At 63.4% G+C, this 24756-nt stretch carries 27 protein-coding genes and 2 tRNA genes; 16 read left to right on the forward strand and 13 right to left on the reverse strand.

Annotated elements, in window-relative coordinates; translation table 11 throughout:
* Nucleotides 1-31 precede the first annotated feature (31 nt).
* On the reverse strand, nt 32-988 hold the full coding sequence (locus tag NUH88_RS08615) for a hypothetical protein (RefSeq protein WP_257771418.1): 957 nt from the start codon (nt 986-988) through the stop codon (nt 32-34).
* A gap of 249 nt (nt 989-1237) precedes the next feature.
* Here NUH88_RS08615 and NUH88_RS08620 point away from each other — a divergent pair, with 249 nt between their 5' ends.
* The 3 genes from NUH88_RS08620 (at nt 1238) to NUH88_RS08630 (ending at nt 2942) form a co-directional block, all read left to right on the forward strand.
* On the forward strand, nt 1238-2044 hold the full coding sequence (locus tag NUH88_RS08620; RefSeq protein ID WP_257771420.1) for a protein phosphatase CheZ: 807 nt from the start codon (nt 1238-1240) through the stop codon (nt 2042-2044).
* Between the two features lie 170 nt (nt 2045-2214).
* Nucleotides 2215-2676, forward strand: coding sequence for an Hsp20 family protein (locus NUH88_RS08625; RefSeq protein WP_257771422.1), 462 nt, complete (start codon nt 2215-2217; stop codon nt 2674-2676).
* Nucleotides 2677-2726: 50 nt separating this feature from the next.
* Nucleotides 2727-2942: a DUF1150 domain-containing protein gene (locus NUH88_RS08630; RefSeq protein ID WP_257771424.1), complete on the forward strand. Its 216-nt coding sequence runs from the start codon at nt 2727-2729 to the stop codon at nt 2940-2942.
* Nucleotides 2943-2994: 52 nt separating this feature from the next.
* Here the strand turns inward: NUH88_RS08630 and ptsN are convergent, their stop codons facing one another.
* The 8 genes from ptsN to NUH88_RS08670 all read right to left on the reverse strand — a co-directional run bounded on the left by ptsN (nt 2995) and on the right by NUH88_RS08670 (nt 9273).
* Entirely contained in the window at nt 2995-3459 is a 465-nt protein-coding gene (ptsN, locus tag NUH88_RS08635; RefSeq protein WP_257771425.1) for a PTS IIA-like nitrogen regulatory protein PtsN, read from the reverse strand.
* Nucleotides 3460-3555: 96 nt separating this feature from the next.
* On the reverse strand, nt 3556-4134 hold the full coding sequence (gene hpf / locus NUH88_RS08640) for a ribosome hibernation-promoting factor, HPF/YfiA family (RefSeq protein WP_257771427.1): 579 nt from the start codon (nt 4132-4134) through the stop codon (nt 3556-3558).
* Nucleotides 4135-4307: 173 nt separating this feature from the next.
* Nucleotides 4308-5897, reverse strand: coding sequence for an RNA polymerase factor sigma-54 (gene rpoN, locus NUH88_RS08645; RefSeq protein WP_257771428.1), 1590 nt, complete (start codon nt 5895-5897; stop codon nt 4308-4310).
* An 11-nt stretch (nt 5898-5908) separates the two neighbouring features.
* Nucleotides 5909-6703: an LPS export ABC transporter ATP-binding protein gene (gene lptB, locus NUH88_RS08650; RefSeq protein WP_257771430.1), complete on the reverse strand. Its 795-nt coding sequence runs from the start codon at nt 6701-6703 to the stop codon at nt 5909-5911.
* A gap of 45 nt (nt 6704-6748) precedes the next feature.
* Nucleotides 6749-7558 (reverse strand): LptA/OstA family protein, encoded by an 810-nt coding sequence (locus NUH88_RS08655; protein WP_257771431.1) that lies wholly within the window; start codon nt 7556-7558, stop codon nt 6749-6751.
* A gap of 32 nt (nt 7559-7590) precedes the next feature.
* Nucleotides 7591-8298: an LPS export ABC transporter periplasmic protein LptC gene (gene lptC / locus NUH88_RS08660; protein ID WP_257771432.1), complete on the reverse strand. Its 708-nt coding sequence runs from the start codon at nt 8296-8298 to the stop codon at nt 7591-7593.
* Nucleotides 8299-8464: 166 nt separating this feature from the next.
* Nucleotides 8465-9076: a ribonuclease D gene (locus NUH88_RS08665; RefSeq protein WP_257771433.1), complete on the reverse strand. Its 612-nt coding sequence runs from the start codon at nt 9074-9076 to the stop codon at nt 8465-8467.
* A 110-nt stretch (nt 9077-9186) separates the two neighbouring features.
* A tRNA-Leu gene (locus tag NUH88_RS08670) sits at nt 9187-9273 on the reverse strand.
* A gap of 226 nt (nt 9274-9499) precedes the next feature.
* Between NUH88_RS08670 and NUH88_RS08675 the strand changes: the two genes are divergently transcribed.
* On the forward strand, nt 9500-10456 hold the full coding sequence (locus NUH88_RS08675; protein WP_257771435.1) for a complex I NDUFA9 subunit family protein: 957 nt from the start codon (nt 9500-9502) through the stop codon (nt 10454-10456).
* Nucleotides 10457-10487: 31 nt separating this feature from the next.
* Here NUH88_RS08675 and NUH88_RS08680 read toward each other — a convergent pair whose 3' ends face one another.
* The 3 genes from NUH88_RS08680 to NUH88_RS08690 form a co-directional block, all read right to left on the reverse strand.
* The gene (locus NUH88_RS08680) at nt 10488-11294 is read right to left on the reverse strand and encodes a hypothetical protein (RefSeq protein WP_257771436.1); all 807 of its coding nucleotides are present in this window, start codon (nt 11292-11294) and stop codon (nt 10488-10490) included.
* A 165-nt stretch (nt 11295-11459) separates the two neighbouring features.
* Nucleotides 11460-11535: transfer RNA gene (locus NUH88_RS08685), tRNA-Ala, on the reverse strand.
* 107 nt (nt 11536-11642) lie between these two features.
* Nucleotides 11643-12086: a TIGR02300 family protein gene (locus tag NUH88_RS08690; RefSeq protein ID WP_257771437.1), complete on the reverse strand. Its 444-nt coding sequence runs from the start codon at nt 12084-12086 to the stop codon at nt 11643-11645.
* A gap of 198 nt (nt 12087-12284) precedes the next feature.
* Here NUH88_RS08690 and aroA point away from each other — a divergent pair, with 198 nt between their 5' ends.
* The 12 genes from aroA to NUH88_RS08750 all read left to right on the forward strand — a co-directional run bounded on the left by aroA (nt 12285) and on the right by NUH88_RS08750 (nt 23528).
* Nucleotides 12285-13610, forward strand: a complete 1326-nt coding sequence (gene aroA, locus NUH88_RS08695) for a 3-phosphoshikimate 1-carboxyvinyltransferase (protein WP_257771438.1) — start codon at nt 12285-12287, stop codon at nt 13608-13610.
* 3 nt (nt 13611-13613) lie between these two features.
* Nucleotides 13614-14246: a (d)CMP kinase gene (gene cmk / locus NUH88_RS08700; RefSeq protein WP_257771440.1), complete on the forward strand. Its 633-nt coding sequence runs from the start codon at nt 13614-13616 to the stop codon at nt 14244-14246.
* A 218-nt stretch (nt 14247-14464) separates the two neighbouring features.
* Entirely contained in the window at nt 14465-16183 is a 1719-nt protein-coding gene (rpsA, locus tag NUH88_RS08705; protein ID WP_257771442.1) for a 30S ribosomal protein S1, read from the forward strand.
* Between the two features lie 233 nt (nt 16184-16416).
* Nucleotides 16417-16698 carry an integration host factor subunit beta gene (gene ihfB / locus NUH88_RS08710; protein ID WP_193184070.1) on the forward strand — a complete coding sequence of 94 codons (282 nt, stop codon included), beginning with the start codon at nt 16417-16419 and terminating at the stop codon, nt 16696-16698.
* Between the two features lie 135 nt (nt 16699-16833).
* The gene (locus NUH88_RS08715) at nt 16834-17175 is read left to right on the forward strand and encodes a lipopolysaccharide assembly protein LapA domain-containing protein (protein ID WP_257771446.1); all 342 of its coding nucleotides are present in this window, start codon (nt 16834-16836) and stop codon (nt 17173-17175) included.
* A gap of 5 nt (nt 17176-17180) precedes the next feature.
* Entirely contained in the window at nt 17181-17822 is a 642-nt protein-coding gene (locus tag NUH88_RS08720) for a phosphoribosylanthranilate isomerase (protein ID WP_257771448.1), read from the forward strand.
* Between the two features lie 94 nt (nt 17823-17916).
* Nucleotides 17917-19146, forward strand: a complete 1230-nt coding sequence (trpB, locus tag NUH88_RS08725) for a tryptophan synthase subunit beta (RefSeq protein WP_257771450.1) — start codon at nt 17917-17919, stop codon at nt 19144-19146.
* A complete protein-coding gene (gene trpA / locus NUH88_RS08730; RefSeq protein ID WP_257771451.1) occupies nt 19146-19982 on the forward strand; it encodes a tryptophan synthase subunit alpha in 837 nt (278 codons plus the stop codon). Before trpB ends, trpA begins: the two co-directional genes overlap by 1 nt.
* A gap of 31 nt (nt 19983-20013) precedes the next feature.
* Nucleotides 20014-20934, forward strand: a complete 921-nt coding sequence (gene accD, locus NUH88_RS08735) for an acetyl-CoA carboxylase, carboxyltransferase subunit beta (protein WP_257771452.1) — start codon at nt 20014-20016, stop codon at nt 20932-20934.
* A gap of 163 nt (nt 20935-21097) precedes the next feature.
* Complete coding sequence (locus NUH88_RS08740) at nt 21098-22273, forward strand: bifunctional folylpolyglutamate synthase/dihydrofolate synthase (RefSeq protein WP_257771454.1); 1176 nt, start codon at nt 21098-21100, stop codon at nt 22271-22273.
* A 132-nt stretch (nt 22274-22405) separates the two neighbouring features.
* Nucleotides 22406-23149 (forward strand): SDR family NAD(P)-dependent oxidoreductase, encoded by a 744-nt coding sequence (locus tag NUH88_RS08745; protein WP_257771456.1) that lies wholly within the window; start codon nt 22406-22408, stop codon nt 23147-23149.
* 22 nt (nt 23150-23171) lie between these two features.
* Nucleotides 23172-23528: a cupin domain-containing protein gene (locus NUH88_RS08750; protein WP_257771457.1), complete on the forward strand. Its 357-nt coding sequence runs from the start codon at nt 23172-23174 to the stop codon at nt 23526-23528.
* A gap of 12 nt (nt 23529-23540) precedes the next feature.
* Here the strand turns inward: NUH88_RS08750 and gltS are convergent, their stop codons facing one another.
* A complete protein-coding gene (gene gltS / locus NUH88_RS08755) occupies nt 23541-24752 on the reverse strand; it encodes a sodium/glutamate symporter (RefSeq protein WP_257771459.1) in 1212 nt (403 codons plus the stop codon).
* Nucleotides 24753-24756: the final 4 nt, after the last annotated feature.

Here is a 24756-nt window from a genome sequence, read left to right on the forward strand (position 1 = left end):
GGATTGCAAAAAAATACTTGGAGAAACCCGGTTACATCCAGTCTTGGGCCTGGGGGAAATTGTAGGCAACGAACCTGTAGGTCGATTGCACGGCCTCCCGGATGCCTTTCGAGCGGGTGGAAAGATCGATTTCCCAGGTCTCGATAATCTCGTCCCAGATCATGATCTTCTTGTGCAGCTCATCGCGCATTTCGCGAATGAAATTGATCTGCTTGTCGTAACTCTTGAGAACGGTGAGAATCTCACCGGTCTGCGCATCGACCTGGTCGAAGATGAAGCTGAAATCGCGAATCGGCGGCTCCATGAGAGTCCGCACACGCTGTACCTCGTCGGTGAATTGCCGATCGCCGCGATGCAGGGCGATAACCTGCACGAGCTTGGTTTGGATCGCGCTCGCATGGGTAAAGCGGTCGCGCAATGCTTCGATATAGGCAAGCTCGCGCGCGACGCGGTCGACAAGATCCAGAACCTCCTGCTTGCGCTCCTGGCCGAGACCGAGCTTTTCGGCGATTTCGGAGATCCCCTTCTGGATCCGCTCCTTGGTCTCCGGTTTCGCGAGTTCGGCATGGATTTCCGATTCGTCCGGGTTCGCGACGGAGGAACCGGCGACCCACTGGGCGATCTGCACCATGAGCCGGTTCTTCGCCCGCTCCATGTGCTTTTCCTCGATCGACCAGCTCGCGGAGCCGTCCAGCAACTCGCGCGGGATGGTGTCGCCCGGACGGATGTCCTTTACGTAGTTCAGGCCCTTGCGAACCGTATCGAGCAGCTTTCCGTCCTGCGAGTCCTCGTCGATGCCGAACTCGGTACAGAGAGACTCGAGCGGAATCGATGCCTCGAGTTCACCCACTTTCACACGAAGGGCCGGAATCCGATCCTGGCCGGTTAGGGCGAAGTGCGCGCCGTTCACCTTGAAAATCTTATGTTCAAAGGCGAAGTGCGTCGACGGATCAAGCGCCTCTTCTTTTTCCTGTTCTGCGGCGGTCATTTTCGCTCCAAATTTGCGGGTCCGGAGACCAGCAACCCCAACGTAAGATGCCGTTCTACAACAAGAGACTGAATGAATTGCTAACGCTAACCAACCAACTCAAGGTACCCCTTAATCCTTATGTTTGTAGAGAAAATTGATTAACGGAAAATTAGGATGGCCACGCTATAGTGCAATTAAGCGGGGAAGCAAGGCATCGAACCAGGGTTGCCACTGTCCCATAAGACTAACTATTGCCGAGGTCGCGCCGTGGGTGATGCAAAGGGTAAACTCTTCTCGGTCGAACGCCGTGCTCAGCAGCGCGGCGGCTCGAGTGGACCGGTCATAACCCCGAAAGCCGTAGCGCCGGGTCTTTCATCCACCGCTTTCGAGGAAGCCCTGCTCGCCGAGGTGTCGAGTCTCCGGACCGAGCTTTCCGAAATCCGCAAAGCGATCGGAATGACCGGTGTCACGGTGCCGGTCACAGAAACGCCGGCTGTCGAGGAGACGGTCGCCGAGGCCGCGCCCGTTGACGAAAGCGACGTTGACCACGACCTCAGAATCGAGATCGCGCAGATGGTGCGGTCGATCGGCCGGGCGAAGAGCCAGATCGCGGCGATCAAGCATCCGATGTCTGCCGAGGACCAGATGCAGACCGCCTCCCTCCAGCTCGATACGATCGTTCAGACCACCGAAAACGCGACGAACGAAATCATGTCCTCGGTGGACTCGATCGAAGGCACTCTGAAGCAGATTCACGGCTTCACCCTGGACGACCCGGAAGTGCAGCAGTTGATCGACCAGGCCTCGAACCAGCTGATTTCCATTATCGAGGCCTGCAGCTTCCAGGATCTGACAGGCCAGCGGATCAATCAGGTGGTGAAGACTCTGCGCTTCATCGAGAGCCGCATCCTCGCCATGATCGATATCTGGGGCGGGCTTGAAGCCTTCAAGGATCTGCCGATTCCGAAGGAAGAGGGAGAAGAGGAAGCGGGCGAAGAGGACGATCTGCTGAACGGTCCGGCACTCGGCAGCGCCGGTCTCAGCCAGGAAGATATCGACGCCCTGTTCGACTAGACGCGGACCGCCAGGGTAGCGGTGCCGTCAGCGGAGCATGCCCGACGACTTGATCCGGACGTGGCGATCACCTACATGAGGAAGGCGCGTGATCAATGAGGATGCGCGCCCGGAGTGCCGCTCTTGCGGGCTCGCTGATCGTCTCGCTCATGTCATGAGGGGTTGGTCCCATGTCACGCATGTCTGTTTTCAATTCGCCGCTACTGCTCGGATTCGACCATTTCGAACGGGCACTCGACCGCATCGCGAAGACCACCACGGAAGGCTATCCGCCTTACAATATAGAGCAAACCGACAAGGACGGGCTGCGTATCACGCTCGCCGTTGCCGGGTTCGCTTCGGAGGATCTCAGCGTCCAGATAGAGGACAATCAACTCGTCATTCGCGGTCGCCAGACCGATGACGACGATCGGATCTATCTGCATCGCGGCATTGCGGCGCGCCAGTTCCAGCGAACCTTCGTCCTCGCCGAGGGGATAGAAGTGGTTTCCGCCGATCTCGATAACGGGCTCTTGCATATCGATCTCCGCCGCCCGCTGCCGGAAGTGAAGGTACAGACCATCGAGATCAATAGCGGTAAAAAGACACCGACCATCACGGCCGAGAAATTGGACGTCGAGCGCGCGGATTGAGCCGCGCGCAGAAACGGGTTGGCCAGCATACGATGGGAAATGGAATGAATATGACAGAACAGACAGACGTGCGCCGCATGAGCGCTCAGGACTTCGCCGCTCTCGGGATGTTCGATATCGCTTTCGTAAAGCCGGTCATGAGCAGCGGCGGGGCGACTTACGAGATTCACACCGCAGACGGCCAGCTTGTGGCAGACGCGCCGAGCTGGGACGAAGCGGTACTGCTGATCCAGGAAAACGAAATGCAGGCGGCACGCATTCACTGAGGCCGCCCTGTACCAAGCTCCCAGCCGCTAACGCGGCCACCGGGCCGATCCGTCAGGCGGCGTTGCTGGCCGTGGCTTCGGTCAGAAGCGCGTAGATCGCATCGACGCTGTCCGCGCCGCGGATCTTGTCGCACGTACCTTTGTCGCGCAGCAGCCGCGAGACCCGGGCGAGCGCCTTAAGATGGTCCGCGCCGGCCGATTCCGGCGCAAGAAGCAGAAAAATGATATCCACCGGCTTGTCGTCGATGGCATCGAAATCGACGGCGCGGTCGGCGCGCGCAAAGATTCCGTGCAGCCGATCCAGCGACGGCAGCTTTCCGTGCGGAATGGCGATGCCTTCGCCCATGCCGGTCGTGCCGAGACGCTCACGCTCCAGCAGGACGTCGAAGATTTCTCTTTGCCCGAGACCGGTCACGTCGGCAGCACGGCGGGACAACTCCTGCAGTGCCTGCTTCTTGGACGTGACTTTAAGATGAGGAAGAACGCCCTCGGGAATTAGGATTTCCGCGATTTCCATCGTGTCTACCCTGCTCTCGCATCAAATAGGCACCGCGCGGGCCGTCTCTATCAAGCGAGCAGCCCACTGCGATGCCGGTCCAAAACGAGGGCCGGCTCAGCCGTGAGCCAGGCCCTTCGGATCAATCCAACCAATGTTCCCGTCACTGCGACGGTAGATCACATTCAATTCACCGTGCGACCGGTTCCGGAACATCACCACCGGAAGGTCGCCCAACTCGAGACGCATGACCGCCTCCTCCACCGAGAGGTCCTCGATAGAGGTGGTCATTTCCGCAACGACCACCGGCTGCCACTCCTCCTCGGGAGAAGGCTGGGCCTCGGCGTGGTCTGCCGCAAGCACATATTGCTGCGCTGCAACTTTCGCGCCACCGTCGGCCCGATGATGATCGCGCACGCGGCGCTTGAACCGGCGCAGCCGCTTGTCGATATGCTCGCCCGCCTTGTCGGCGGACTTATAGGCGTCGCTATCGCTGCCCTGGCCGCGCACAAACATGTCGCGGCCGACATGGACCGCGATATCGGTGCGGAAATCCTGCCCCTCTTTGGAAACGGTCACGTTTCCTTCGAGCGGGTCACCGAAATACTTCTCGGTGATATCGGTCACAAGGCGTTCGACATGGTCCTTTAGCGCGTCGCTGATCTGGACCTGCTTACCGTTGATAGCTAGCTGCATGCGTCTTTCGCGGTCGATGAAACTGACCCCTGGTCGCGAAGCTCCGAAATGCACTAATCCGGAGATGACCAGCCCGCAACGCCGCCTCTGCGACGAAGGCGCGGAACTTATGCGCGCGTCATTGGAGAGTCAAGCACTGCGGTTACGGGATTTCTAAGTCCCGGACATTAAGATCAAATTCCCATCGATTTTTCGCGTCTCCTCTGAACGGACGACGGAATCTTCATCGCTTCTCGGTATTTCGCAATGGTCCGCCGTGCAATATCGACACCCTCGCCTTTCAGGATTTCGACGATGCGGTCGTCCGACAGCACCTTGTTCGGCGGTTCTTCGTCGATCAGTTTCTTGATCTTGAACCGCACCGCCTCGGCGGACAGGGCGTCACCACCCGCCGATGATGCGATCGCACTGGTGAAGAAGTACTTAAGCTCGTAAATACCGCGCGGCGTCGCCATGAACTTGTTCGAGGTGACGCGGCTGACCGTGCTTTCGTGCATTTCGATCGCCGCCGCGATATCGCGCAGGACGAGCGGACGCAGATACTGGATGCCGTGCTGGAAGAATGCATCCTGCTGACGCACGATCTCTCCCGCGACCTTGAGAATCGTGGTCGCACGCTGATGCAGCGAGCGCACGAGCCAGTTGGCGGATTGATGACACTCGCTCAGATATTCCCTGTCGGCCTTGTTCTTTGGATTGCGGCTGATCTGGGAGAGATATGCGTTATTGATCAGTACACGCGGCAGGGTATCCGGATTGAGCTCGACGACCCAGCTCCCGTCCGGCGCCGCGCGCACCAATACGTCGGGAACCACCGGTTCGCTGCTGTCCGGCTCGAAGGCGAGGCCCGGCTTCGGATTGAGCGAGCGAATCTCCTCCACCATCTCGGCCATGTCTTCTGCATCGACGCCGCAGACCTTGAGCAACCCTGCCATATCCCGCTTGGCCAGCATTGGAAGATTGTCGAGCAGCGCCTGAATCGCCGGATCGAGCCGATTGCGGTCCTTCAGCTGCAAGGCCAGGCATTCCGAGAGATTGCGGGCGAATATTCCGGGCGGGTCGAGCGCCTGCAGCTTGCCGAGCACGGACTCCACCGCTTCAAGATCCGAGCCGAGGCGGTCCGCCACCTCTTCGAGGTCGCCGGTGAGGTAACCCGCATCGTCCAGCAGATCCAGAAGATCGGCGGCGATCAGACGCTCGTCGGAGCGTTCGATATCGAGCGTAATCTGTTCCAGAAGATGCTCGCGCAGGGTCTTGAGGGCACCGACGCTCTCCTCCAGCCCCGGAAGATCCTCGCCGCCGCGCCCCGAGCCCGAGCCGGAGCCGGACGCCTCCCAGCTTCCAAGGGTCGGCGTCACCGACGGATCGGTTTCTTCGACCCCGGCGCTGCCCCAATTGTTGTCGTAATCCGTATCTCCCGGGTCCTCGCCGCCGGCGGGCAGCGATTCCGATGTCGTACGGTCGACCGTGTCGGGCCCGTCGGGTGCTTCGTCCCAGCCGCTCTCCGCCGCGCCGTCAGCCGGAGCGGCCTCGCCCTCCACCGCCTTGTCATAGGCCGCGAGATTGTCGGCTTCCAGCGCCTCCAGGGTCGCAGGCCCGTCGCCGTCGTCCCGCTCCAGCAGCGGGTTCTGTTCGAGTTCGGCCTCGACGAATTCGGACAGCTCAAGATTGTTGAACTGCAGCAGCTTGATCGCCTGCTGCAGCTGCGGCGTCATTACCAGGTTCTGGGACTGTCTGAGGTCCAGTCTGGCCGAAAGCGCCAAAGCCGGTCTCCCTAGAGGCTGAACCGGTCGCCGAGATAGACCCGCCGCACTTCGTTATTCGCGACGATCTCGTCCGGCTCACCGTCCATGAGGACCATGCCGTCATGCAGGATGAAGGCGCGGTCGACGATATCGAGCGTCTCCCGCACATTGTGGTCGGTAATCAGCACGCCGATCCCCCGGTCTTTCAGGTGGGAGATCAGGTCGCGGATCTCTCCGACCGCGATCGGGTCGATCCCGGCCAGCGGCTCGTCCAGCAGGATGAAGGCCGGATGAGAGGCCAAAGCCCGGGCGATCTCCACACGCCGCCGCTCGCCGCCGGAAAGCGCGATGGAAGGGGTCCGGCGTAAGTGGCTGATAGAGAATTCCGCCAGAAGATCTTCCAGCAATGCGTCGCGCCGGGCGGGATTGTCCTCGACCACTTCCAGCACCGCGCGGATATTCTGCTCGACCGTCAGCCCGCGAAAGATCGAGGCCTCCTGCGGCAGGTAACCGATGCCGAGGCGCGCCCGCCGATACATCGGCAATTCGGTGATATCCGCACCGTCCAAGTGGATGGAACCGTAGTCGGCGGAGATCAGTCCCGTGATCACGTAGAAACAAGTCGTCTTTCCGGCCCCGTTCGGGCCGAGCAGCCCGACCGCCTCACCGCGCTGCACCGAGATGCTGACGTCGCGCAGCACCGGGCGCGACTTGTAGCGCTTGCCGAGATTGAGCGCGACGAGCCCCCGATTGCTGGAGACCAGACGCGGCCCGTCTGCACTTCCCGTCGATGCGTCCGCCGCACCGGAACTGTTATCGGTCATCCCTAGCCTTTGCCCCGCTTTGCGGGCTGCCGTTTCCGCACCGGATCATTGCGTGTCCGATTTCGGGTTAAACAATCCTCTAACGCGCTGCCGCGTGCCGTCCGGCCCCGACAACAGCCGGCTGATGCCGGTCTTCAGATTCACTTCGGCGCGCTCGCCGTTCAGCTGGTTCTCTCCACGCGTGATCCGCACATTGCCCTGAAGGATCGCGGTTTCCGAATCGACATTGTAGATGCCTTCGTCGCCGTGCGCGACATCCTCTGCCGTGGTGATCACGACATTGCCAACGGCGTCCATGCGCTTGGCGACCAGTTGGCCGCCCGCATCTTCCTCGAAGCGTGCAATCAGAGTGTCCGCGCGGATCGTCCGGTCTTCCTTCTTCGCGACCGCGTTGCCGCGGGCGACCGCGATCTGCCGCTGCTCCCAATATTCCAGGCTGTCACGCGCGGTGATCGTCTCGGTCCCGGTCTCGAGTCGCGGCGGCGTCTGCTTGCCGAGCATGACCGCGACCGCCTCGTCGAGATCGTAGACGGCGCGCTCGCCATAGCCCCTCTGCTTTTCGGAAGAGATCACGACATTGCCGATCGCTTCCAGGCGATAGATGTCGGTTGCGCCGTTCTGCTCGCGATAGAGCGCTGTCAGGGTATCGGCTTCCACCGTCACCCCACCCCGCTCGGCCCGCGCATTGCCGCGCGCGACATACATGCGCTGATCGCGGATCCACTCTATGCCGTCATCGGCCTCGACCGTGACCGGCCCCTCGTCCTCGCCTTGCCCCGGAACGGACTGGGCAAGAAGCTCCGGCGAAAGGAACATCGAAACGGAAGCGAGAAGCAGGGCAGCAACAAAATTCATCGGATATCCGCAGCGGCGAGAAAGCGAGAGCATCAATTGGCGCTCCGGGTCTCGAGACCGCCGAGCTGCGAGGGATAGAGCACGACCTTGCTCTTACCGGTGAAAACGATCCGTTCGCCACGATTGTAGATCCGGAAGCCCTCACCGGTCGCGGTGCCGCTTTGCCCATGGGCGCTGACCGGGTCGTCGCTGGTCGCCATGCCTTCATCGAGAAGGACGCGCGCGCTGTCCGAGGATACCGTGTAGCCGCGGTCATGAAACACGGTCACCCCGCCGGAAAGGTCGATCGTCTTCTTTTTCTTGTCGTAAATGCCGGCCGTAGCCGAGAGGGCCAGCCATTCTTCCTGGTTGACCGCGAGATCGGCCTGCGGCGCGACGAGATCGAGGCGGTCGGAATCCGGATTGTCCTGGCTTGCGCGCTCAGCCGTGATCTCGTAGGGCCGCTGCTCCTCGTCCACGCCGACATAGCGCGGCTGATCCATGCTTAGACCGTCGGTTGCGCTGGCGAGCACGCTCCGCGCCTGATCGCCGAGACGGAACTTCGTATGGTCGGGAATCAGCTGCGGCCAGCTGACGATCAGAGCAACGATGGCGAGCGCCAGAGCCGGCAGGATCAGCTTCATAAGCACCACGAGCCGGCTGGCGCGGAAATGCGCGGCCCGCGCCCGGCGCGGCGCACCCGGCATGAACCTGCGCGCGCCGAGATCGCCTCCGATATTTCCCGCTGTCTGCTCGGACATCTGTTCCTCTTCGCATCCGCGAACGGCACAAAATCGCGCGGTGCACGGCATCGTCCGGGGCCGGCTCCGCGTGCCGGGCCCAATTTGGCCCGACAATTGCTTGTCTATGTGTCCGGAGTATGGCGAATGGCCGCCAAAGGGTCAATGAATCCCGATAGTTCCGAGCCTAATGCGCGAATATGTCCTGATCCTGATAACCGATCAGATCGAGCGAGGCCCGCACCGGAAGATAGGCGAAGCTGGCAGCCGCGTACCCGTCCCGTCCCTCGCGGACGAGCCGGCGATCGAGTTCTTCCTTCAAACGATGCAGGTAGAGCACGTCGGAGGCGGCGTAGGCCATCTGCTCTTCGGTCAGCTCGTCCGCACCCCAATCGGAAGATTGCTGCTGCTTGGACAAGTCAACCCCGAGCAGTTCCCGGCAGAGATCCTTCAGGCCATGCCGGTCGGTATAGGTCCGCACCAGCTTGGAGGCGATTTTCGTGCAATAGATCGGAGTCGTGACCACCCCTAGATAGGCCTGCATCACCGCCACGTCGAAGCGGGCGAAGTGAAACAGCTTCACCACCCCCGGATCGGTCAGCAGGCGGGTCAGGTTCGGCGCGTTGTAGCTGCCTTTCGGAAACTGCACGAGATGGGCGGTACCGTCGCCGGAGGACAGTTGCACGACGCAGAGCCGGTCACGCTCCGGGCGCAGCCCCATGGTCTCGCTGTCGATCGCGACGACCGGCCCGAGATCGAGTCCGTCCGGAAGATCGCCCTTGTGCAGGGTAATGGTCATTGATGTCTCCTGACCGCGTCTGGTCTGACGGCAAATAGGCCGCGCCACAGGCCGCATCAAGGCGAAATGCCAAGCGCGCCAATCGTTTCGGGTCTCTTTTTAAAGGAGGATGGTGCCCAGGAGAAGACTCGAACTTCCACGGCCTTGCGGCCACTGGCACCTGAAGCCAGCGCGTCTACCAATTCCGCCACCTGGGCACAGCCGGCGGAACGTGTCCGCCGGTGAGGCCGCCGTAAATGCCAGCACGCGGGGCGTCTGTCAAAGGCTTTTTGCGGGCCTCGGGTAATCCTTTTCCTCGGGATCGTCGGGACCGGGAATTTTGATCGCCGGTCCCCGCCCCTTATATTATAAGCGCCCATGTGGGTAAGGACGCGCCGCGGGCTTGCTGGGCCCCGCAAGGCGCGCAGGGGAAGGTCAGAAACCATGTTCGACGGTAAGCAGATCACCATTTTCGGAGGCTCCGGCTTCATCGGCCGGAATATCGTGCGCGAACTGGCGCAGCGCGGCGCCCGCATCGAAGTCGCCTGCCGCGACGTGGAAGGCGCCAAGCACCTGAAGGTCCAGGGAGTCGTCGGGCAGGTCACACCGGTCCATGTCGACGTGACCGAAGGGGAGAGCGCGATCGCTCCCGCCGTAGAGGGCGCCGACATGGTGATCAATCTCTGCGGCATTCTCTACGAGAGCGGCCGCAACCGGTTCGACGCCGTGCAGGCGACCGCGCCCGGCCTGATCGCAGCGGCGGCTGCAAAAGCAGGCGCGAAGAAATTCGTCCATATCTCCGCAATCGGTGCCGATGCCAAATCGCCGGCTCGCTATGCACGCAGCAAGGCGGCCGGCGAGGAAGCCGTGCGCGCCGCCTTCCCGGGTGCGTCGATCCTGCGGCCCAGCATCGTTTTCGGCCCCGACGACGACTTCTTCAATCGCTTCGGTGCGATGGCGGAAAGCTTGCCCTTCCTGCCGCTGATCGGCGGCGGCAAGACGAAGTTCCAGCCTGTCTATGTGGACGATGTCGCCGACGCCGCCCTGAACGCGCTGGCCAGCGATCCGGCGGCAGGCAAGATCTTCGAACTCGGCGGCCCGAAGATTTACAGCTTCAGGGACCTGATGGAACTGGTGATCGCGCAGACCGGCCGCAAACGCCGCCTCGTCGACATCCCGTTCTGGCTCGCTTCCGTAGAAGCCGCGTTCCTCGAATGGCTCCCGACCCCGCCGCTGACCCGCGACCAGGTAGAGCTGCTGAAAAGCGACAACGTCGTTTCGGAAGGTGCGCTGACGCTGCAGGATCTCGAAGTCGAACCGACGGCGTGCGAAGCGATCCTGCCGACCTATCTCGACCGTTTCCGCCCCGGCGGCCGCTATAACCGGTTCCGGGCGGCCTGACGGAGCGGGTACGGCGTCCTGCAATGACCGGTCATTTCAGATCCGCGACATAGTCCCGGTTCGCGTATGGTCCGCGAACCGAGGTCAAAACGGCATAGATATATGCCGAAGCAAGCAGCGAAAGACAGGTGACTGGAAGCGTTACGAGGCCCGAGATGAATTCGACATCCGGGATGTTGCGCGACACCAGATAGAGTCTTGAGAAGGACAGCGACAGCCCGGTGAGGGACTGCCCGCTAACAAGCGAAACGACCAGCCAATAAGTGTACTGCACTACGACTTCTATCAAGAAAGTCGCAAACTGGAGCAGCACGAGAACTGCCAAGATATGGAGTCGGTATCCCCGGGTCATCTGAAAACTTGCCTCGGTTGCCGCAAGCGGGCCGATGCGCTCCATTGCGGCGACGGGAAGCGCAAGGAACCAAGAACACAGCGCGATCAGACCGGGGACGACAAGAAGCAGGAATCCGATCGCGATGCCGATGAAAGCGAATGCTCCGGCCATGAAAACCCAAATGGCGCAAGATAGACCCGCTCTTACGGCGTCGGATGCAGACAGGGGCGTTCCTCGAAGCTGCCTAATTGCGGCGTAAATCAAGATCGAGGCGGAAAAACTCCCGACGAACAGATTGAGCCCTGCAAGCCCCCAGGCTTGCCAGCCTCGCGGCCACCATCCGCCAAACTTCACGGCAAGATATTCCGCTGAACCCAATAAAAGGATCGGCGTCCCAAGAACGACCGAATAGAATAAGAACCGTTCGCGGTACAAATTGACGGTATTCGCCAGAATGTCCCGGACCGTGAGCCCTTCGACCTTGAAGAAATAAGAAGATTCCATGCGCCCCAACCGCACTCGCCAGATATCGCCCTAAATCCGCCACGTCGGAGGAACAAGCGCAACTCTAGAATTTTCTTGGAAGTACTCGACCGGTATTCCTGCCGATTGCTTGAAAAGCCGGGCCCGGAAATGGACGAAGCCCGCAGGTTTCCCTGCGGGCTTCGGTGGTGGAGCCAAGCGGGATCGAACCGCTGACCTCTACAATGCCATTGTAGCGCTCTCCCAGCTGAGCTATGGCCCCTTAACGCTCCCGACCGGTTTGGGTTCCGGCGCGGTGGGCCGCTTATGTAACGACCCCGGCGCCCCGGATCAAGAGCTTTTTGTCATCCCTCTGACGCTAATTTCGACTCAGCGATCATCCTCGTCATCGTCGCCGCCGATCACCCCGACATCGTCGTCGTCATCGAGGTCGGACGTGTCCTCGATCAGGTCGTCGTCATCGTCGCCGCTTTCGTCGTCGGAGTCGTAATCGTCCGGCAGATCGTCATCGCCATCGTTGCCGTCGTCGTCATCGTCATCGTCATCGAGAACGTCATCATCGTCGCTGTCGAGCTCGTCGACACCGGCATCCTCTTCTTCGTCCTCGTTCTCGTCCTCGGCGTCCTCGGCTTCCTTCGGCTTTTTCTTTTCCTCGGTCAGCGGGACAGCCCGCGCGCGCCGGCTCTTCAGCACGGCTTCCGGATCGAATTCGGCCTCGCATTTCGGGCAGACGATCGGAGATTTCATCAGGTCGTAAAAGCGCGTGCCGCAAGACTGACAAGTGCGCTTGATGCCCCATTCCGGCTTTGCCACGGTATTCCTCCGAGAACAACTGACTTCGGATCGCAATCCAACGAGGCGCCGAATAGCGATCATCATTCCTTCTGTCAAAGCGAAAATGCGCAATACGGCGCCGCTTTCCGCAATGCCGTACGGATTTCCCCCAGACAGTATGCAAGCCTCTGTGATAGAGAGCCTGCGGTCAACGCGAATTCGCCCCAGAGAAGGCCAATGACGTCTCTTAGCGCATCGAAAAGCTCCGCCCTGACCGGCACGATCAAAGTGCCGGGCGACAAGTCGATCTCCCACCGCTCCCTGATCCTCGGCGGTCTCGCGGTCGGACGTACCACGGTTACGGGACTGCTGGAGGGCGAGGATGTGCTCGCCACCGCGGCCGCCATGCGCGCGCTCGGCGCCTCTGTGAAACGGCATGAGGACGGCACCTGGGAGATCCACGGCCGGGGCATCGGCACGCTGGACGAGCCTGAGGACGTGCTCGATCTCGGAAACTCGGGTACCGCCGCCCGCCTCTTGATGGGGGTGGTCGCGGGACATCCGATCTCCGCCATCTTCACCGGCGATGCCTCGCTCCGGCGCCGGCCGATGGGCCGGGTGATCACGCCGCTCGGACAGATCGGCGCCGCCTTTCACGGACGCGCCGGCGGCAAGCTGCCGCTCTGCGTCGTCGGGGCAAGAGATCCGCTGCCGATCCGCTACACGCTTCCCGTCGCTTCCGCGCAGGTGAAATCCGCGATCCTGCTCGCCGGGCTCAACACGGCGGGCGAAACCACGGTGATCGAACCAGAGAAGACCCGCGACCATACCGAGACCATGTTCCGCCATTTCGGCGCCGAGGTCCGGGTCGAGGATCTGCCCGAGGGCCGGGTCATCTCGGTCACCGGCCAGCCCGAATTCCACGGCCGCGACGTGGTCGTGCCGGCGGACCCGTCCTCCGCGGCCTTTCCGGCGGTCGCGGCGCTGATTACACCCGGCTCCGACATCCTGCTTGAGGCCGTCGGGCTCAACCCCCTCCGCTTCGGGGTCTTCGAGACCCTGATCGAGATGGGCGCCGATATCGAGATCACGAACCGGCGCGAGGAGGCGGGCGAGCCGGTCGGCGATATCCGGGTCCGAGCTTCGGAGCTGAAGGGCATCGAGGTTCCGGCCGAGCGCGCGCCGAGCATGATCGACGAATATCCGATCCTCTCCGTGGCCGCTTCCTTCGCGGAGGGCGCCACCGTCATGCGGGGCGTCGGCGAATTGCGGGTCAAGGAAAGCGATCGGCTCGGCACCATGGCCCGCGGGCTCGCGAAAGCCGGGGTTCGGGTCGAGGAAGGCGAGGACACGCTCGCCGTCACCGGCTCCTCCAACGGCGTGGCCGGCGATGCGCTGATAGAGGCCGATCTCGATCACCGGATCGCCATGTCCTTCCTGGTGCTCGGCATGGGGGCCGAAAGCCCGGTCGCAATCGACGACGCCCGGACCATCGACACGAGCTTTCCGGACTTCGCCGGCCTGATGCGCGGCGCTGGCGCGAAGATCCAGGAGAGAACCTGAACCATGATCATCGCCATCGACGGACCGGCGGCAGCCGGCAAGGGCACGTTGGCACGCCGTCTCGCGGACGAACTCGGCTGTGCCTATCTCGATACGGGGTCGCTTTACCGGGCGGTCGCCGTGATGGTGCTGCGCGCGGGCGCCGATCCGGAGGACGCTGTTGCGGCAGCCGAGGCCGCGCGCAATCTCGATCGGAGCATTCTCGGCAGCGCAGAGCTTCGGACCGGCGAGGCCGGTGCCGCCGCGTCGAAGGTCGCCGCGATACCGGAGGTCAGGGCGGCGCTCACGGACTTCCAGCGCGGCTTCGCGACCACCCCGCCGGACGGCGCGACGGGCGCGATCCTGGACGGGCGCGACATCGGCACGGTCATTTGTCCGGACGCCGACCGCAAGCTGTTCGTGACCGCTTCGGTCGAGGCAAGGGCAGAGCGGCGATTCAAAGAGTTGCAGGAGCGGGGCGAGGCCGCTATATATGCGCGCGTTTTGCAGGATATGCGGGAACGCGATGCCCGTGATGCCGGCCGGAGCGACGCTCCGATGGTGCAGGCGGACGACGCGGTTCTGATCGACACATCGTCGATGACCCCGGATGAGGCCTTCGCGGTCGCGCTCGAGGTGATCAAAGGCACGGACTGATCGCCGCGGCCTGGGAAACGAACTGAGATGCCGGTCAGTAGGTCCGCTGACCGGCTTTGGCAACCCAACGGTGGCTGACAGGCTCAGCCGCGTTCCAGCCCACGGACCGGGTGGAACGGCCCCGCGAGGCGGGGCGCAGATCATCATATTTGCACAGCCACCACGATACTGCTGCCGGTGAACCGCGGTTCTCCGGCATGACCCTTTGAGGAGCTTACATGGCTGATACAGCCGCTGCGGTTCAGGAACCGGAAATCACTGAGAATTTTGCTGCCCTGCTCGACGAGTCCTTCGGCGACGTCACGAGCATCGAAGGCAGCGTGGTCAAGGGCACGGTCGTCTCGATCGAAGGCGACAGCGCCCTGATCGATGTCGGACTGAAGTCCGAAGGCCGTGTGGCGCTGAAGGAATTCGGCGGCCCCGGCCAGAAGGCGGAACTCGCGCCGGGCGATACCGTCGAAGTCTATGTCGAGCGCATGGAAGACCGGAACGGCGAAGCGATGCTGAGCCGCGAGAAGGCCCGTCGCGAGGAAGCCTGGGCTGTCCTCGAAGGCGCCTTCGAGAAGAACGAGCGTGTCACCGGCACCATCTTCGGCCGGGTCAAGGGCGGCTTCACCGTCGACCTGTCCGGCGCCGTGGCCTTCCTGCCGGGCAGCCAGGTCGACATCCGTCCGGTGCGCGACATCGGCCCGCTGCTGGGTACGCCGCAGCCGTTCCAGATCCTTAAAATGGACCGCCGCCGGGGCAACATCGTCGTTTCCCGCCGCGCCGTTCTTGAAGAGTCCCGCGCCGAAGCCCGTTCCGAGCTGGTCGCGAACCTCCAGGAAGGCCAGGTCCTGCAGGGTGTGGTCAAGAACATCACCGACTACGGCGCGTTCGTGGATCTCGGCGGTGTCGACGGCCTGCTGCACGTCACCGACATCGCGTGGCGCCGCATCAACCACCCGAGCGAAGCGCTGCAGATCGGTTCCACCGTCAAGGTGCAGGTCATCCGCTTCAACCCGGAAACCCAGCGCATCTCCCTCGGCATGAAGCAGCTCGAGGCGGATCCGTGGGAAGGCGTCGAGCTGAAGTACCCGGTCGGCACCAAGTTCACCGGCCGCGTCACGAACATCACCGACTACGGTGCGTTCGTCGAGCTGGAGCCGGGCATCGAAGGCCTGGTCCACGTCTCCGAGATGAGCTGGACCAAGAAGAACGTCCATCCGGGCAAGATCGTCTCCACCAGCCAGGAAGTCGAGGTCATGGTCCTCGACGTCGATCCGAGCAAGCGGCGTATCTCCCTCGGCCTCAAGCAGTGCATGGCCAATCCGTGGGACGATTTCGTCACCAGCTACCCGGTCGGCACCGAGATCGAGGGCGAGGTCAAGAACATCACCGAATTCGGTCTGTTCGTCGGCCTCTCCGGCGAGATCGACGGCATGGTGCACCTCTCCGACCTCTCCTGGGAGCAGTCGGGCGAAGAGGCCATCAAGGAGTTCAAGAAGGGCGACATGGTCAAGGCGAAGGTCCTTGACGTCGATACCGAGAAGGAGCGCATCTCCCTCGGCATCAAGCAGCTCTCCGAGGATCCGTTCGAGTCCGGTGCGTCCGACCTGCGCAAGGGTGCGGTCGTCACCTGTACGGTCACCACACTCACCGACAATGGCCTTGAGGTCTCCGTCGGCGACGGCCTGAACGGCTTCATCCGCAAGTCCGATCTTTCCCGCGACCGTTCCGAGCAGCGCCCGGACCGCTTCGCCGTGGGCGAGAAGGTCGACGCGAAGATCACGCAGATCGACAACAAGACGCGCAAGCTCACGCTGTCGATCAAGGCCCGCGAGATCGAGGAAGAGAAGAAGGCCATGGCCGACTACGGTTCGTCCGACAGCGGTGCAAGCCTTGGCGACATCCTCGGCGCGGCCCTGAAACAGAAAGAAGAAGAGAACCAGGGTTAAGGCCGACGCCAAACCCAACTCTCTCGCGAGCAGCGGCGCCGCCCAACCGGGCGGCGCCGTTCTCATTTGCAGGGCCAAGACCGCACTTCGCGTTTGGTGAAGTGCTTTTTTATTATGCAAAAGAGAGACTTAAACTTGACGAACAGCGGCAAAATTCGGTTTTATTGTCGCCGTAACCCATCCGGCCGCCGTTCCGGTGCGCCGAAGGGTTGTTTTGGGGGAGCGTGGCAAACATGACCAAATCAGAGTTGATCATGCGTCTCGCTGAGGCGAACCCCCACCTTTATCAGCGCGACGTCGAGCGTATCGTTTCCGCAATTTTCGACGAAATCTCTGATGCCCTTGCACGCGGCGACCGGGTAGAGCTCCGCGGTTTCGGGGCGTTCTCCGTCAAGAAGCGCGATGCCCGTGTCGGACGCAATCCGCGGACCGGGGATTCCGTTCCCGTGCAGGAGAAGTTCGTGCCCTTCTTCAAGACCGGCAAGCAGCTCCGCGATCGCATCAACGAAGGCTAGGCGCCGGACGCCCGGGGCTCACTTCCCGCATTTCCGATTTCTGTGATGCCATCGGCGGACAATTTCCGCCAATTAGGCCATTTAGATTTTCCGCGCCGCGCACTAGATTAGGAGCGCTAGCAAAACGGAAACACCATGGCCCGCAGATCATTCATCGCTAAGACCTTCGGCATGCTGATCGGATTGCCGGTCGCGATCGTCATCGTCCTGTTCGCGATCTCCAACCGGCACGCCGTCGAGGTCGGGTTCTGGCCGCTGCCGATCACGGTCGAGGTGCCGGCCTATATTCTCGGGCTCTGCACCATGGCGTTCGGCTTCGTGCTCGGCACCGTCGTCGCCTGGTTCAGCGGCGGATCGACCCGGCGCCGCGCACGTGTCGCTGAAGGCAAGGCCCGGCGGCTCGAACACGATCTCGATGTCCGCTCTCACGAGGTGGACGATCTGCGCAAGGCGCTGCCCTCCCCGGATGCCCGGTAGAAAAGATGGACGTTAAAATCTGTGGCCTGAAAACGCCGGACTCGGTCGAGGCGGCCGCGGCGGCAGGCGCCACTCATCTCGGTTTCAATTTCTTCGCCCCCTCCCCGCGCGCGGTGACGCCGGCCGAGGCCAGGTTGCTGGCCCGCCATGTCCCGGCGGGGGTCAAGATCGTCGCCCTCGTGGTAGATGCCGACGACGCGCTGCTGGAGGAGATCTGGGAGCACTTGCATCCCGACATCTTCCAGCTCCACGGCAAGGAAACGCCGGAGCGGGTCCGCGAGATCAAGGCGCGCTTCGGCGTCGAGGTGATGAAAGTGGTTCGCGTCGCGGAAGCGGCGGACGCGCGGTCCGCGGAAGCCTATGACGGCGTCGCCGATCTGCTGCTGTTCGATGCCAAGCCGCCGAAGGATAAGGACAAACTTCCGGGCGGCAACGGCCTGATTTTCGACTGGACCGCGCTCCAGGCCTATCGCGGCAAGACCCCCTGGATGCTCGCCGGCGGGCTCGACGCGGCGAACGTCGCGGAGGCGATCCGCGTCACCGGGACCGGGGCGGTCGACACCGCGTCGGGTGCCGAGGATGCGCCCGGCGTGAAAAGCCCCGAGAAGATCCGGAAATTCGTCGCCGCGGCGCTCGGAAAAGCCTGACATATTTTGCCTGCCCGGAGCCTTGCTTTGGCAGGGCGCCCCGCGCATTATGCCGCCTTTCGCGAGCCTCCCCGAAAGATGAGGAAGTCTGACCATGGCCAGCGCCACGCCAGCCCCGAACTCGTTCCGAAGCGGACCCGATGAAAACGGGCATTTCGGAATCTTCGGCGGCCGTTATGTCGCCGAAACCCTGATGCCGCTGATTCTCGACGTCGAGAAAGCCTACCTGACGGCGAAAGGCGACCCGGACTTCTGGGCGGAGATGGAATATTACCGCAAGCACTATATCGGCCGCCCGAGCGCGCTCTATTTCGCGCCGCGGCTGACGGAGCATTTCGGCGGCGCCAAGCTCTACTTCAAGCGGGACGAGCTCAACCATACCGGCGCCCACAAGATCAACAACGTGATGGGCCAGGCCCTGCTCGCCAAGCGCATGGGCAAGACCAAGATCATCGCCGAGACCGGCGCCGGCCAGCATGGCGTCGCGACCGCCACTGCCTGCGCCCTCTTCGGCATGGAGTGCGAGGTCTTCATGGGCGCCGAGGACGTGAAGCGGCAGAAGCCGAACGTCGACCGCATGCGCCTGCTCGGCGCCAAGGTCGTTCCGGTGACCTCCGGCTCCGCCACCTTGAAGGACGCCATGAACGAGGCCCTGCGCTACTGGGTGTCGAAGGCGGAAACCCATTTCTACATCATCGGCACGGCCGCCGGCCCGCACCCCTACCCGGCCATGGTACGCGACTTCCAGTGCATCATCGGCGAGGAGGTGCGCTGGCAGCTCGAGGAAGCCGAAGGCAAGCTTCCGGACGCCGTGGTCGCCTGCATCGGCGGCGGCTCCAACGCCATCGGCCTGTTCCACCCGTTCCTCGACGATCCGAGCGTGAAGATCTACGGGGTCGAGGCAGCCGGACACGGTATCTCCAGCGGCGAACACGCGGCCTCGCTGACCGGCGGTGCGCCGGGCGTGCTGCACGGCAACCGGACCTACCTGCTGCAGGACGATGACGGGCAGATCACCGAGGCGCACTCGATCTCGGCCGGCCTCGACTATCCGGGCATCGGCCCCGAACATTCCTGGCTGCACGAGAGCGGCCGGGTGAACTATGTCAGCGCCACCGACAAAGAAGCGCTGGAGGCCTTCGCCCTCTGCGCCAAGCTGGAAGGCATCATCCCGGCCCTGGAGCCGAGCCACGCGCTCGCCTTCACCGGCACGATGATCGGCGACATGGATAAGGACGAGATCGTGGTCATGAACCTCTGCGGCCGCGGCGACAAGGATCTGGATGCGGTGATTCCGCGGCTCGAGGAAATGGGCAAACTCTGATGGACTATACCGCTTCCCGACTGGACAAGTGCTTCGCGGGCCTGAAGGCGGAGAACCGCCCCGGGCTCGGCATTTTCATCACTGCCGGCGATCCCGATCCGGAAACCTCGCTCGCGCTCCTGAAGGCGCTGCCCGGCGCCGGCGCGGACATGATCGAGTTCGGCATGCCGTTCTCCGACCCGATGGCGGACGGCCCAGCGATTCAGGCCTCGAGCCAGCGTGCGCTGAAGGCGGGCGCCTCGCTCGCCAAGACCATCGATCTGGTGAGGAAGTTCCGGGAAGAGGACCAGACGACGCCGGTCGTCCTCATGGGCTACTACAACCCGATCTACATCTACGGGGTGGAGAAGTTCCTGACCGACGCCATCTCCGCCGGCGCCGACGGGCTGATCGTGGTCGACCTGCCGCCGGAAGAGGATGACGAGCTTTGCGTACCGGCCGTGAAGCGCGGCCTGCCTTTCGTGCGGCTGGCGACGCCGACCACGAACGATGCCCGTCTGCCGAAGGTGCTGACCAATACCAGCGGCTTCCTCTACTATGTCTCGATCACCGGGATCACCGGGACGGCGGACGCGCCGGTCGATCTGGTCCGGGCCGCCGTCGGGCGCCTGCGCGGACACACGGATCTGCCGATCGCCGTCGGCTTCGGGATCAAGACCCGGGAACATGCGGCGGCCATCGGCTCGGTCGCCGATGCCTGCATCGTCGGCACGGCAGCGGTGAACGCGATTGCCGGAACGCTGGATGCGGACGGCAAGGCCACGGAAGGCACCGTCGGCGCCCTGACCGACCTCGTATCGGAGCTGGCCAAGGGCGTGCGCGAGGCGCGCGGCTGATTTTGACCCGCGAGACGCGGAGTGGGATGACATGAACTGGATCACCAACTCGGTCCTGCCGAAGATCAAGGCCCTCGTGCAGCCGCGCGACGTGCCGGAGAATCTCTGGATCAAGTGCGGCGGCTGCGGGGAGATGATCTTCCACCGCAATCTCGAGGAAAACCAGCAGGTCTGCCCGAACTGCGAACACCATATGCGGATCGGCGCGGTCGAGCGGCTGGAGCTGCTGTTCGACGGCGAGAAACATGACCGGATCGAACTGCCGAAGCCGGTGCTGGACCCGCTGAAGTTCCGCGACCGCAAGCGCTACACGGACCGGCTGAAGGAAGCCCAGGCGAAAACCGGCGAGGACGATGCGATCATCGTCGCCCACGGCAAGATGGGCGGTGCCCCGGTCGTCATCGCGCTGTTCCGTTTCGACTTCATGGGCGGATCGATGGGGGTCGCCGTCGGCGACGCGCTGGTCCGCGCAGCCGAGCTCGCCAAGGCGCAGAAGGCTCCGCTGGTGGTCTTCCCGGCCTCCGGCGGCGCCCGCATGCAGGAAGGCATCCTCTCGCTGATGCAGATGCCGCGCACGGTGATCGCCCGCGAGATCGTCAAGGAAGCCGGCCTGCCTTTCGTCGTCGTGCTGACCGATCCGACCACGGGCGGCGTCACCGCCTCCTTCGCCATGCTGGGCGACATTCATATCGCCGAGCCCGGTGCCATCATCGGCTTCGCCGGCCAGCGGGTGATCCAGGAGACTATCCGCGAGCAGCTGCCGGACGGCTTCCAGCGCTCCGAATACCTGCTCGAGCACGGCATGGTCGACATGGTGGTGCATCGCAAGGAGCTCAGGAACACGCTGATCCGGATCTTCTCCATGATCCGCTCGCCACTGCCTGAGGCCGAGGTGGTCTCTCTGCCGAAATCGAAGGCGGCAGAGGACACGGAAGAAGGCGGCGAGAGCTAGGCTTCGCCCGCCGGAGGACCCCGAGATTTCCGCACCGACGCCCTCGCCGCAGCCGATCCTGGAGAGGCTGCAGCGCCTGCACCCGAAACTGATCGACCTGACGCTCGACCGGCTGGAACGGCTGCTGGACGGCCTCGGTCATCCGGAGCGCAAGCTGCCGCCGGTGATCCATGTCGCCGGCACCAACGGCAAGGGCTCGACCATTGCCATGCTGCGCGGGATCTACGAGGCGGCGGGCCTGAAGGTCCATGCCGATACCTCGCCGCATCTCGTGCGCTACAACGAGCGCTTCTATGTCGCCGGCGAAGAGATCGGCGACGCGGCGCTGGTCGCGATCCTGGAGGATTGCGAGCGGGTCAATGGCGGCGTGCCGATCACGCTGTTCGAGATCACCACGGCGGCGGCCTTCCTCGCCTTCTCCCGCAGCCCGGCCGACGTGCTGCTGCTCGAGGTCGGGCTCGGCGGGCGGTTCGACGCGACCAACGTCGTGGAAAAACCGGCCGTCTCGGTGATCACGCCGGTCTCGATGGACCATATGGGATTCCTCGGCGACACGATCGAGAAGATCGCCTTCGAGAAGGCCGGCATCCTGAAGCCGGGCGTACCTGCGGTCATCGGCCCCCAGGATCCGGCGGCACTCGCCGTGATCGCAGCGCGCGCGGCGGAGGTCGGCGCGCCGCTCTACCGTTACGGCCAGGAATGGAATGTGGCCGAGGGCGGCGACGGCATCCTCTTCAGCGCCGGCGGCACCACGCGGCGCTATCCGAAGCCCGGACTGCTCGGCGCGCACCAGATCGCCAATGCGGGGCAAGCGCTTATGGCGGCCGACCTTGCGGAGAAACCGGTCCCCAGTCCGGAGGGCGCGCGCGCGAAAGGCATCGCCGAGGCGAGCTGGCCGGCCCGCATGCAGCAGCTTCAGGACGGCGCCCTGACAGAGTATCTCGCCCCCGGTTCCATGCTCTGGGTCGATGGCGGCCACAACGAGAGCGCGGGCGCGGCGGTGGCGGCGATCCTCGACGGCTGGGCTGCCGAGCCCGGCGCGCTGCCGGTCCATCTTCTCTTCGGCTCCTTGAACACCAGGGACCCTGCTGCCTATCTTAGACATCTGAAGGGGCGGGCGAAGCGGCTCTATGTGATGCCCATTCCGGGCGAGGAGAATTCCCTTTCCGAGGACGAGCTGATGGACGGCGCCAAACGTGCCGCCATGCCGGCGGTACCGGTAAAAACCGTGCAGCAGGCGCTTCGCGACAGTCAGAAGAAGAGCACGCCCGTGCGCTTCCTGATCTGCGGCTCCCTCTATCTCGCCGGGCACGCGCTCGGGATCAGTTCCGGCGGCTGAGCTTTTCGGCGCCACCACTACTTTTGTCGTCATCCCCACGCAAGTGGGGACCCGGTGATCATAGGGCTAGGCAGACAGCCCTGGGTCCCCGCGTTCGCGGGAATGACGGTTTTATCGTTGGGGAGCACACACATGGATCTCGGACTCAAAGCGAAGAAAATCATCGTCACCGGCGGCACCCGCGGCATCGGGCTCGCCATTGCGGAAGCCTGCGCGGCGGAAGGCGCCGCCGTCTCGGTCTGCGGCCGCAGCCAGGAAAGCCTCGCGAATGCCGCCGAGAAGATCTCGGCCCATGGCGGGGTGGTGCACACGGCGATCTGCGACGTCGCCGATGCCGACGCGGTCAAATCCTATATCGAGGGCGCGGCGGACGCGCTCGGCGGGATCGACGGGCTGGTGAACAATCCCTCCGGTTTCGGGGCGAGCGACGACGAGGAAAGCTGGAAGAAGGGCGTCGATGTCGACCTGATGGGCGTGGTCCGCGCCACCTGGGCGGCCTACCCCTTTCTCACCGCCTCGAAAGGATCGATCCTGACCATCTCCTCGATTTCCGGCATCGGCAGCTCGAGCTCGATCCCCTACGGCGCGGTGAAGGCGGCCGTGATCCAGCTGACCCAGAGCCATGCGAAGAAATTCGCCGCCGACCGGGTGCGGGTGAACTGCATCGCGCCGGGCTCCATCGAATTCCCCGGCGGCAGCTGGGAGCGGCGCAAGACCGAGGCGCCGGACGTCTATGCCGCGACGCTGGCTAGCATCCCGTTCGACCGCTACGGCACGCCGGCGGAAATCGGCACCGTCGCCGCCTTCCTGCTCTCGCCCGCCGCGAGTTGGGTCACCGGCCAGACCGTCGCCGTCGATGGCGGCCAGAACCTGTAAAGCAAGCGAAAGGACGCGAAGCATGGCAATCGAAGCCGTCAACCTCGCCGAAAAGCTCACGAAATTCAGCGAGCACTGGTCGCCGAAGAAAGTCACCGCCTTCAACGGTCACGACATCATGGTCGTGAAGGTGAAAGGCGAGTTCAACTGGCACTCGCACGACGATACGGACGATTTCTTCATGGTTCTGGAGGGACGGATCCGGATCGAGACCGAGGACGGCGACGTCACCCTCGGCCCGGGCGAACTCTATGTCGTCCCGAAGAATGTCCGGCACCGGCCGGTTGCCGAGGAAGAGGCCCATTTGCTGCTGATCGAGAAAGCCGGCACGCCGAATACCGGCGACGAAGCGACCGCGGCGACGATTACCGAGATCTGAGCTCCAACACCGTCACAGCCCGACGAAGAAGCCGATGACGAAGGCGTTGGCGAGGTCGACGAAGAAGGCGGAGACCAGCGGCAGCACGATGAAGGCAAGCGGCGCCGGGCCGAAATGTTTGGTCACGGAGGACATGTTGGCCATCGCGGTCGGCGTCGCGCCGAGGGTGAAACCGGCGAAGCCCGCGCTCAGCACGGCGGCGGTATAGTCCTTCCCCATCACCCTGAAGAAGATCAGGACGATGAAGGCCGCCGCCGCGAGGATCTGGAGCACCAGTACGGTGACCAGCGGCCCGCCGAGCCCGGCGAGGGTCCAGAGCTGGATGCTCATCAGCGACATGGCGAGAAAGATCGAGAGCGCATAGTCGGAGACGATGGCGAGCGAGCGGGTGCGCGCCGGAAACTGCACGCTCGGAAAAAGCAGCGGCACCGTGTTCGCCAAGACGATCCCGGTTAAGAGGCAGGGCACGAACAGCGGCAGCTTCAGACCGGCCTCGGCGATCCCCTTATTGGCAAAATAGCCGACGATCACGGCGATATGGGCCCAGAGCAGAACCCGCATCAGGGTGATGTGATTGACCTGACCCTCCCCGGTTTCGTCCTCCTCTTCCTTCGGATAGGGCATGCCGACCGTGAGGGTCGTATCGTTCCCGCCTGAGATACCGTGCCGGCCAATCAGGTAATGCGCGATCGGCCCGCCGATGAGGGCGGCCGAGACCAGCCCGAGCGTCGCCGCCGCGATCCCGATCTCGCTGGCGCCCGCGACGCCGGTCGCAGTCCCGATCGTCGGCCCCCACGCGATCGCGGTCCCGTGCCCGCCGATCAGCGACGCCGAGCCGATCAGGACGCTGAACGGCTTCGGAAGATCGAACAGGACCGCGCCGAGGAGCCCGACGGCGTTCTGCGCCACGATGAAGATGAAGGTGGCACCGAGAAGGATCGCGAGAAGGCGGCCGCCGCGCGCCAGATCCGAGAGCCGCGCATTGAGCCCGACCGTGGCGAAGAAGATCACCAGGAACTCGTCCCGCGCCGAGAGGTCGAACACCACCTCGATACCGGCGAAGAGATAGAGCAGCCAGATCACGAAGGCCACGACCAGTCCGCCCGAGACCGGTTCCGGAATATTGTAGGACTTCAGGAAACCGACCCGCCGCGTCAGCATCGCGCCGAGAAAGAAGACGATGATCCCGATCGTCACGGTCGGAAATGCAGGGATCTCCAACATGTTG

Source organism: Nisaea acidiphila (assembly GCF_024662015.1).
Lineage (GTDB): Bacteria > Pseudomonadota > Alphaproteobacteria > Thalassobaculales > Thalassobaculaceae > Nisaea > Nisaea acidiphila.

What these genes read in the sequence shown, in the direction of transcription:
- rpsA (WP_257771442.1), top strand. Translation starts at nt 14,465, where the DNA reads ATGGCTGATACAGCCGCTGCGGTTCAGGAACCGGAAATCACTGAGAAT.
- cmk (WP_257771440.1), top strand. Translation starts at nt 13,614, where the DNA reads ATGATCATCGCCATCGACGGACCGGCGGCAGCCGGCAAGGGCACGTTG.
- NUH88_RS08720 (WP_257771448.1), top strand. Translation starts at nt 17,181, where the DNA reads ATGGACGTTAAAATCTGTGGCCTGAAAACGCCGGACTCGGTCGAGGCG.
- NUH88_RS08615 (WP_257771418.1), bottom strand. Translation starts at nt 988, where the DNA reads ATGACCGCCGCAGAACAGGAAAAAGAAGAGGCGCTTGATCCGTCGACG.
- gltS (WP_257771459.1), bottom strand. Translation starts at nt 24,752, where the DNA reads ATGTTGGAGATCCCTGCATTTCCGACCGTGACGATCGGGATCATCGTC.
- aroA (WP_257771438.1), top strand. Translation starts at nt 12,285, where the DNA reads ATGACGTCTCTTAGCGCATCGAAAAGCTCCGCCCTGACCGGCACGATC.
- lptB (WP_257771430.1), bottom strand. Translation starts at nt 6,703, where the DNA reads ATGACCGATAACAGTTCCGGTGCGGCGGACGCATCGACGGGAAGTGCA.
- NUH88_RS08630 (WP_257771424.1), top strand. Translation starts at nt 2,727, where the DNA reads ATGACAGAACAGACAGACGTGCGCCGCATGAGCGCTCAGGACTTCGCC.
- NUH88_RS08665 (WP_257771433.1), bottom strand. Translation starts at nt 9,076, where the DNA reads ATGACCATTACCCTGCACAAGGGCGATCTTCCGGACGGACTCGATCTC.
- lptC (WP_257771432.1), bottom strand. Translation starts at nt 8,298, where the DNA reads ATGTCCGAGCAGACAGCGGGAAATATCGGAGGCGATCTCGGCGCGCGC.
- NUH88_RS08625 (WP_257771422.1), top strand. Translation starts at nt 2,215, where the DNA reads ATGTCACGCATGTCTGTTTTCAATTCGCCGCTACTGCTCGGATTCGAC.
- NUH88_RS08675 (WP_257771435.1), top strand. Translation starts at nt 9,500, where the DNA reads ATGTTCGACGGTAAGCAGATCACCATTTTCGGAGGCTCCGGCTTCATC.
- NUH88_RS08745 (WP_257771456.1), top strand. Translation starts at nt 22,406, where the DNA reads ATGGATCTCGGACTCAAAGCGAAGAAAATCATCGTCACCGGCGGCACC.
- accD (WP_257771452.1), top strand. Translation starts at nt 20,014, where the DNA reads ATGAACTGGATCACCAACTCGGTCCTGCCGAAGATCAAGGCCCTCGTG.
- NUH88_RS08750 (WP_257771457.1), top strand. Translation starts at nt 23,172, where the DNA reads ATGGCAATCGAAGCCGTCAACCTCGCCGAAAAGCTCACGAAATTCAGC.
- NUH88_RS08680 (WP_257771436.1), bottom strand. Translation starts at nt 11,294, where the DNA reads ATGGAATCTTCTTATTTCTTCAAGGTCGAAGGGCTCACGGTCCGGGAC.
- hpf (WP_257771427.1), bottom strand. Translation starts at nt 4,134, where the DNA reads ATGCAGCTAGCTATCAACGGTAAGCAGGTCCAGATCAGCGACGCGCTA.
- trpB (WP_257771450.1), top strand. Translation starts at nt 17,917, where the DNA reads ATGGCCAGCGCCACGCCAGCCCCGAACTCGTTCCGAAGCGGACCCGAT.
- ihfB (WP_193184070.1), top strand. Translation starts at nt 16,417, where the DNA reads ATGACCAAATCAGAGTTGATCATGCGTCTCGCTGAGGCGAACCCCCAC.
- NUH88_RS08655 (WP_257771431.1), bottom strand. Translation starts at nt 7,558, where the DNA reads ATGAATTTTGTTGCTGCCCTGCTTCTCGCTTCCGTTTCGATGTTCCTT.
- trpA (WP_257771451.1), top strand. Translation starts at nt 19,146, where the DNA reads ATGGACTATACCGCTTCCCGACTGGACAAGTGCTTCGCGGGCCTGAAG.
- ptsN (WP_257771425.1), bottom strand. Translation starts at nt 3,459, where the DNA reads ATGGAAATCGCGGAAATCCTAATTCCCGAGGGCGTTCTTCCTCATCTT.
- NUH88_RS08715 (WP_257771446.1), top strand. Translation starts at nt 16,834, where the DNA reads ATGGCCCGCAGATCATTCATCGCTAAGACCTTCGGCATGCTGATCGGA.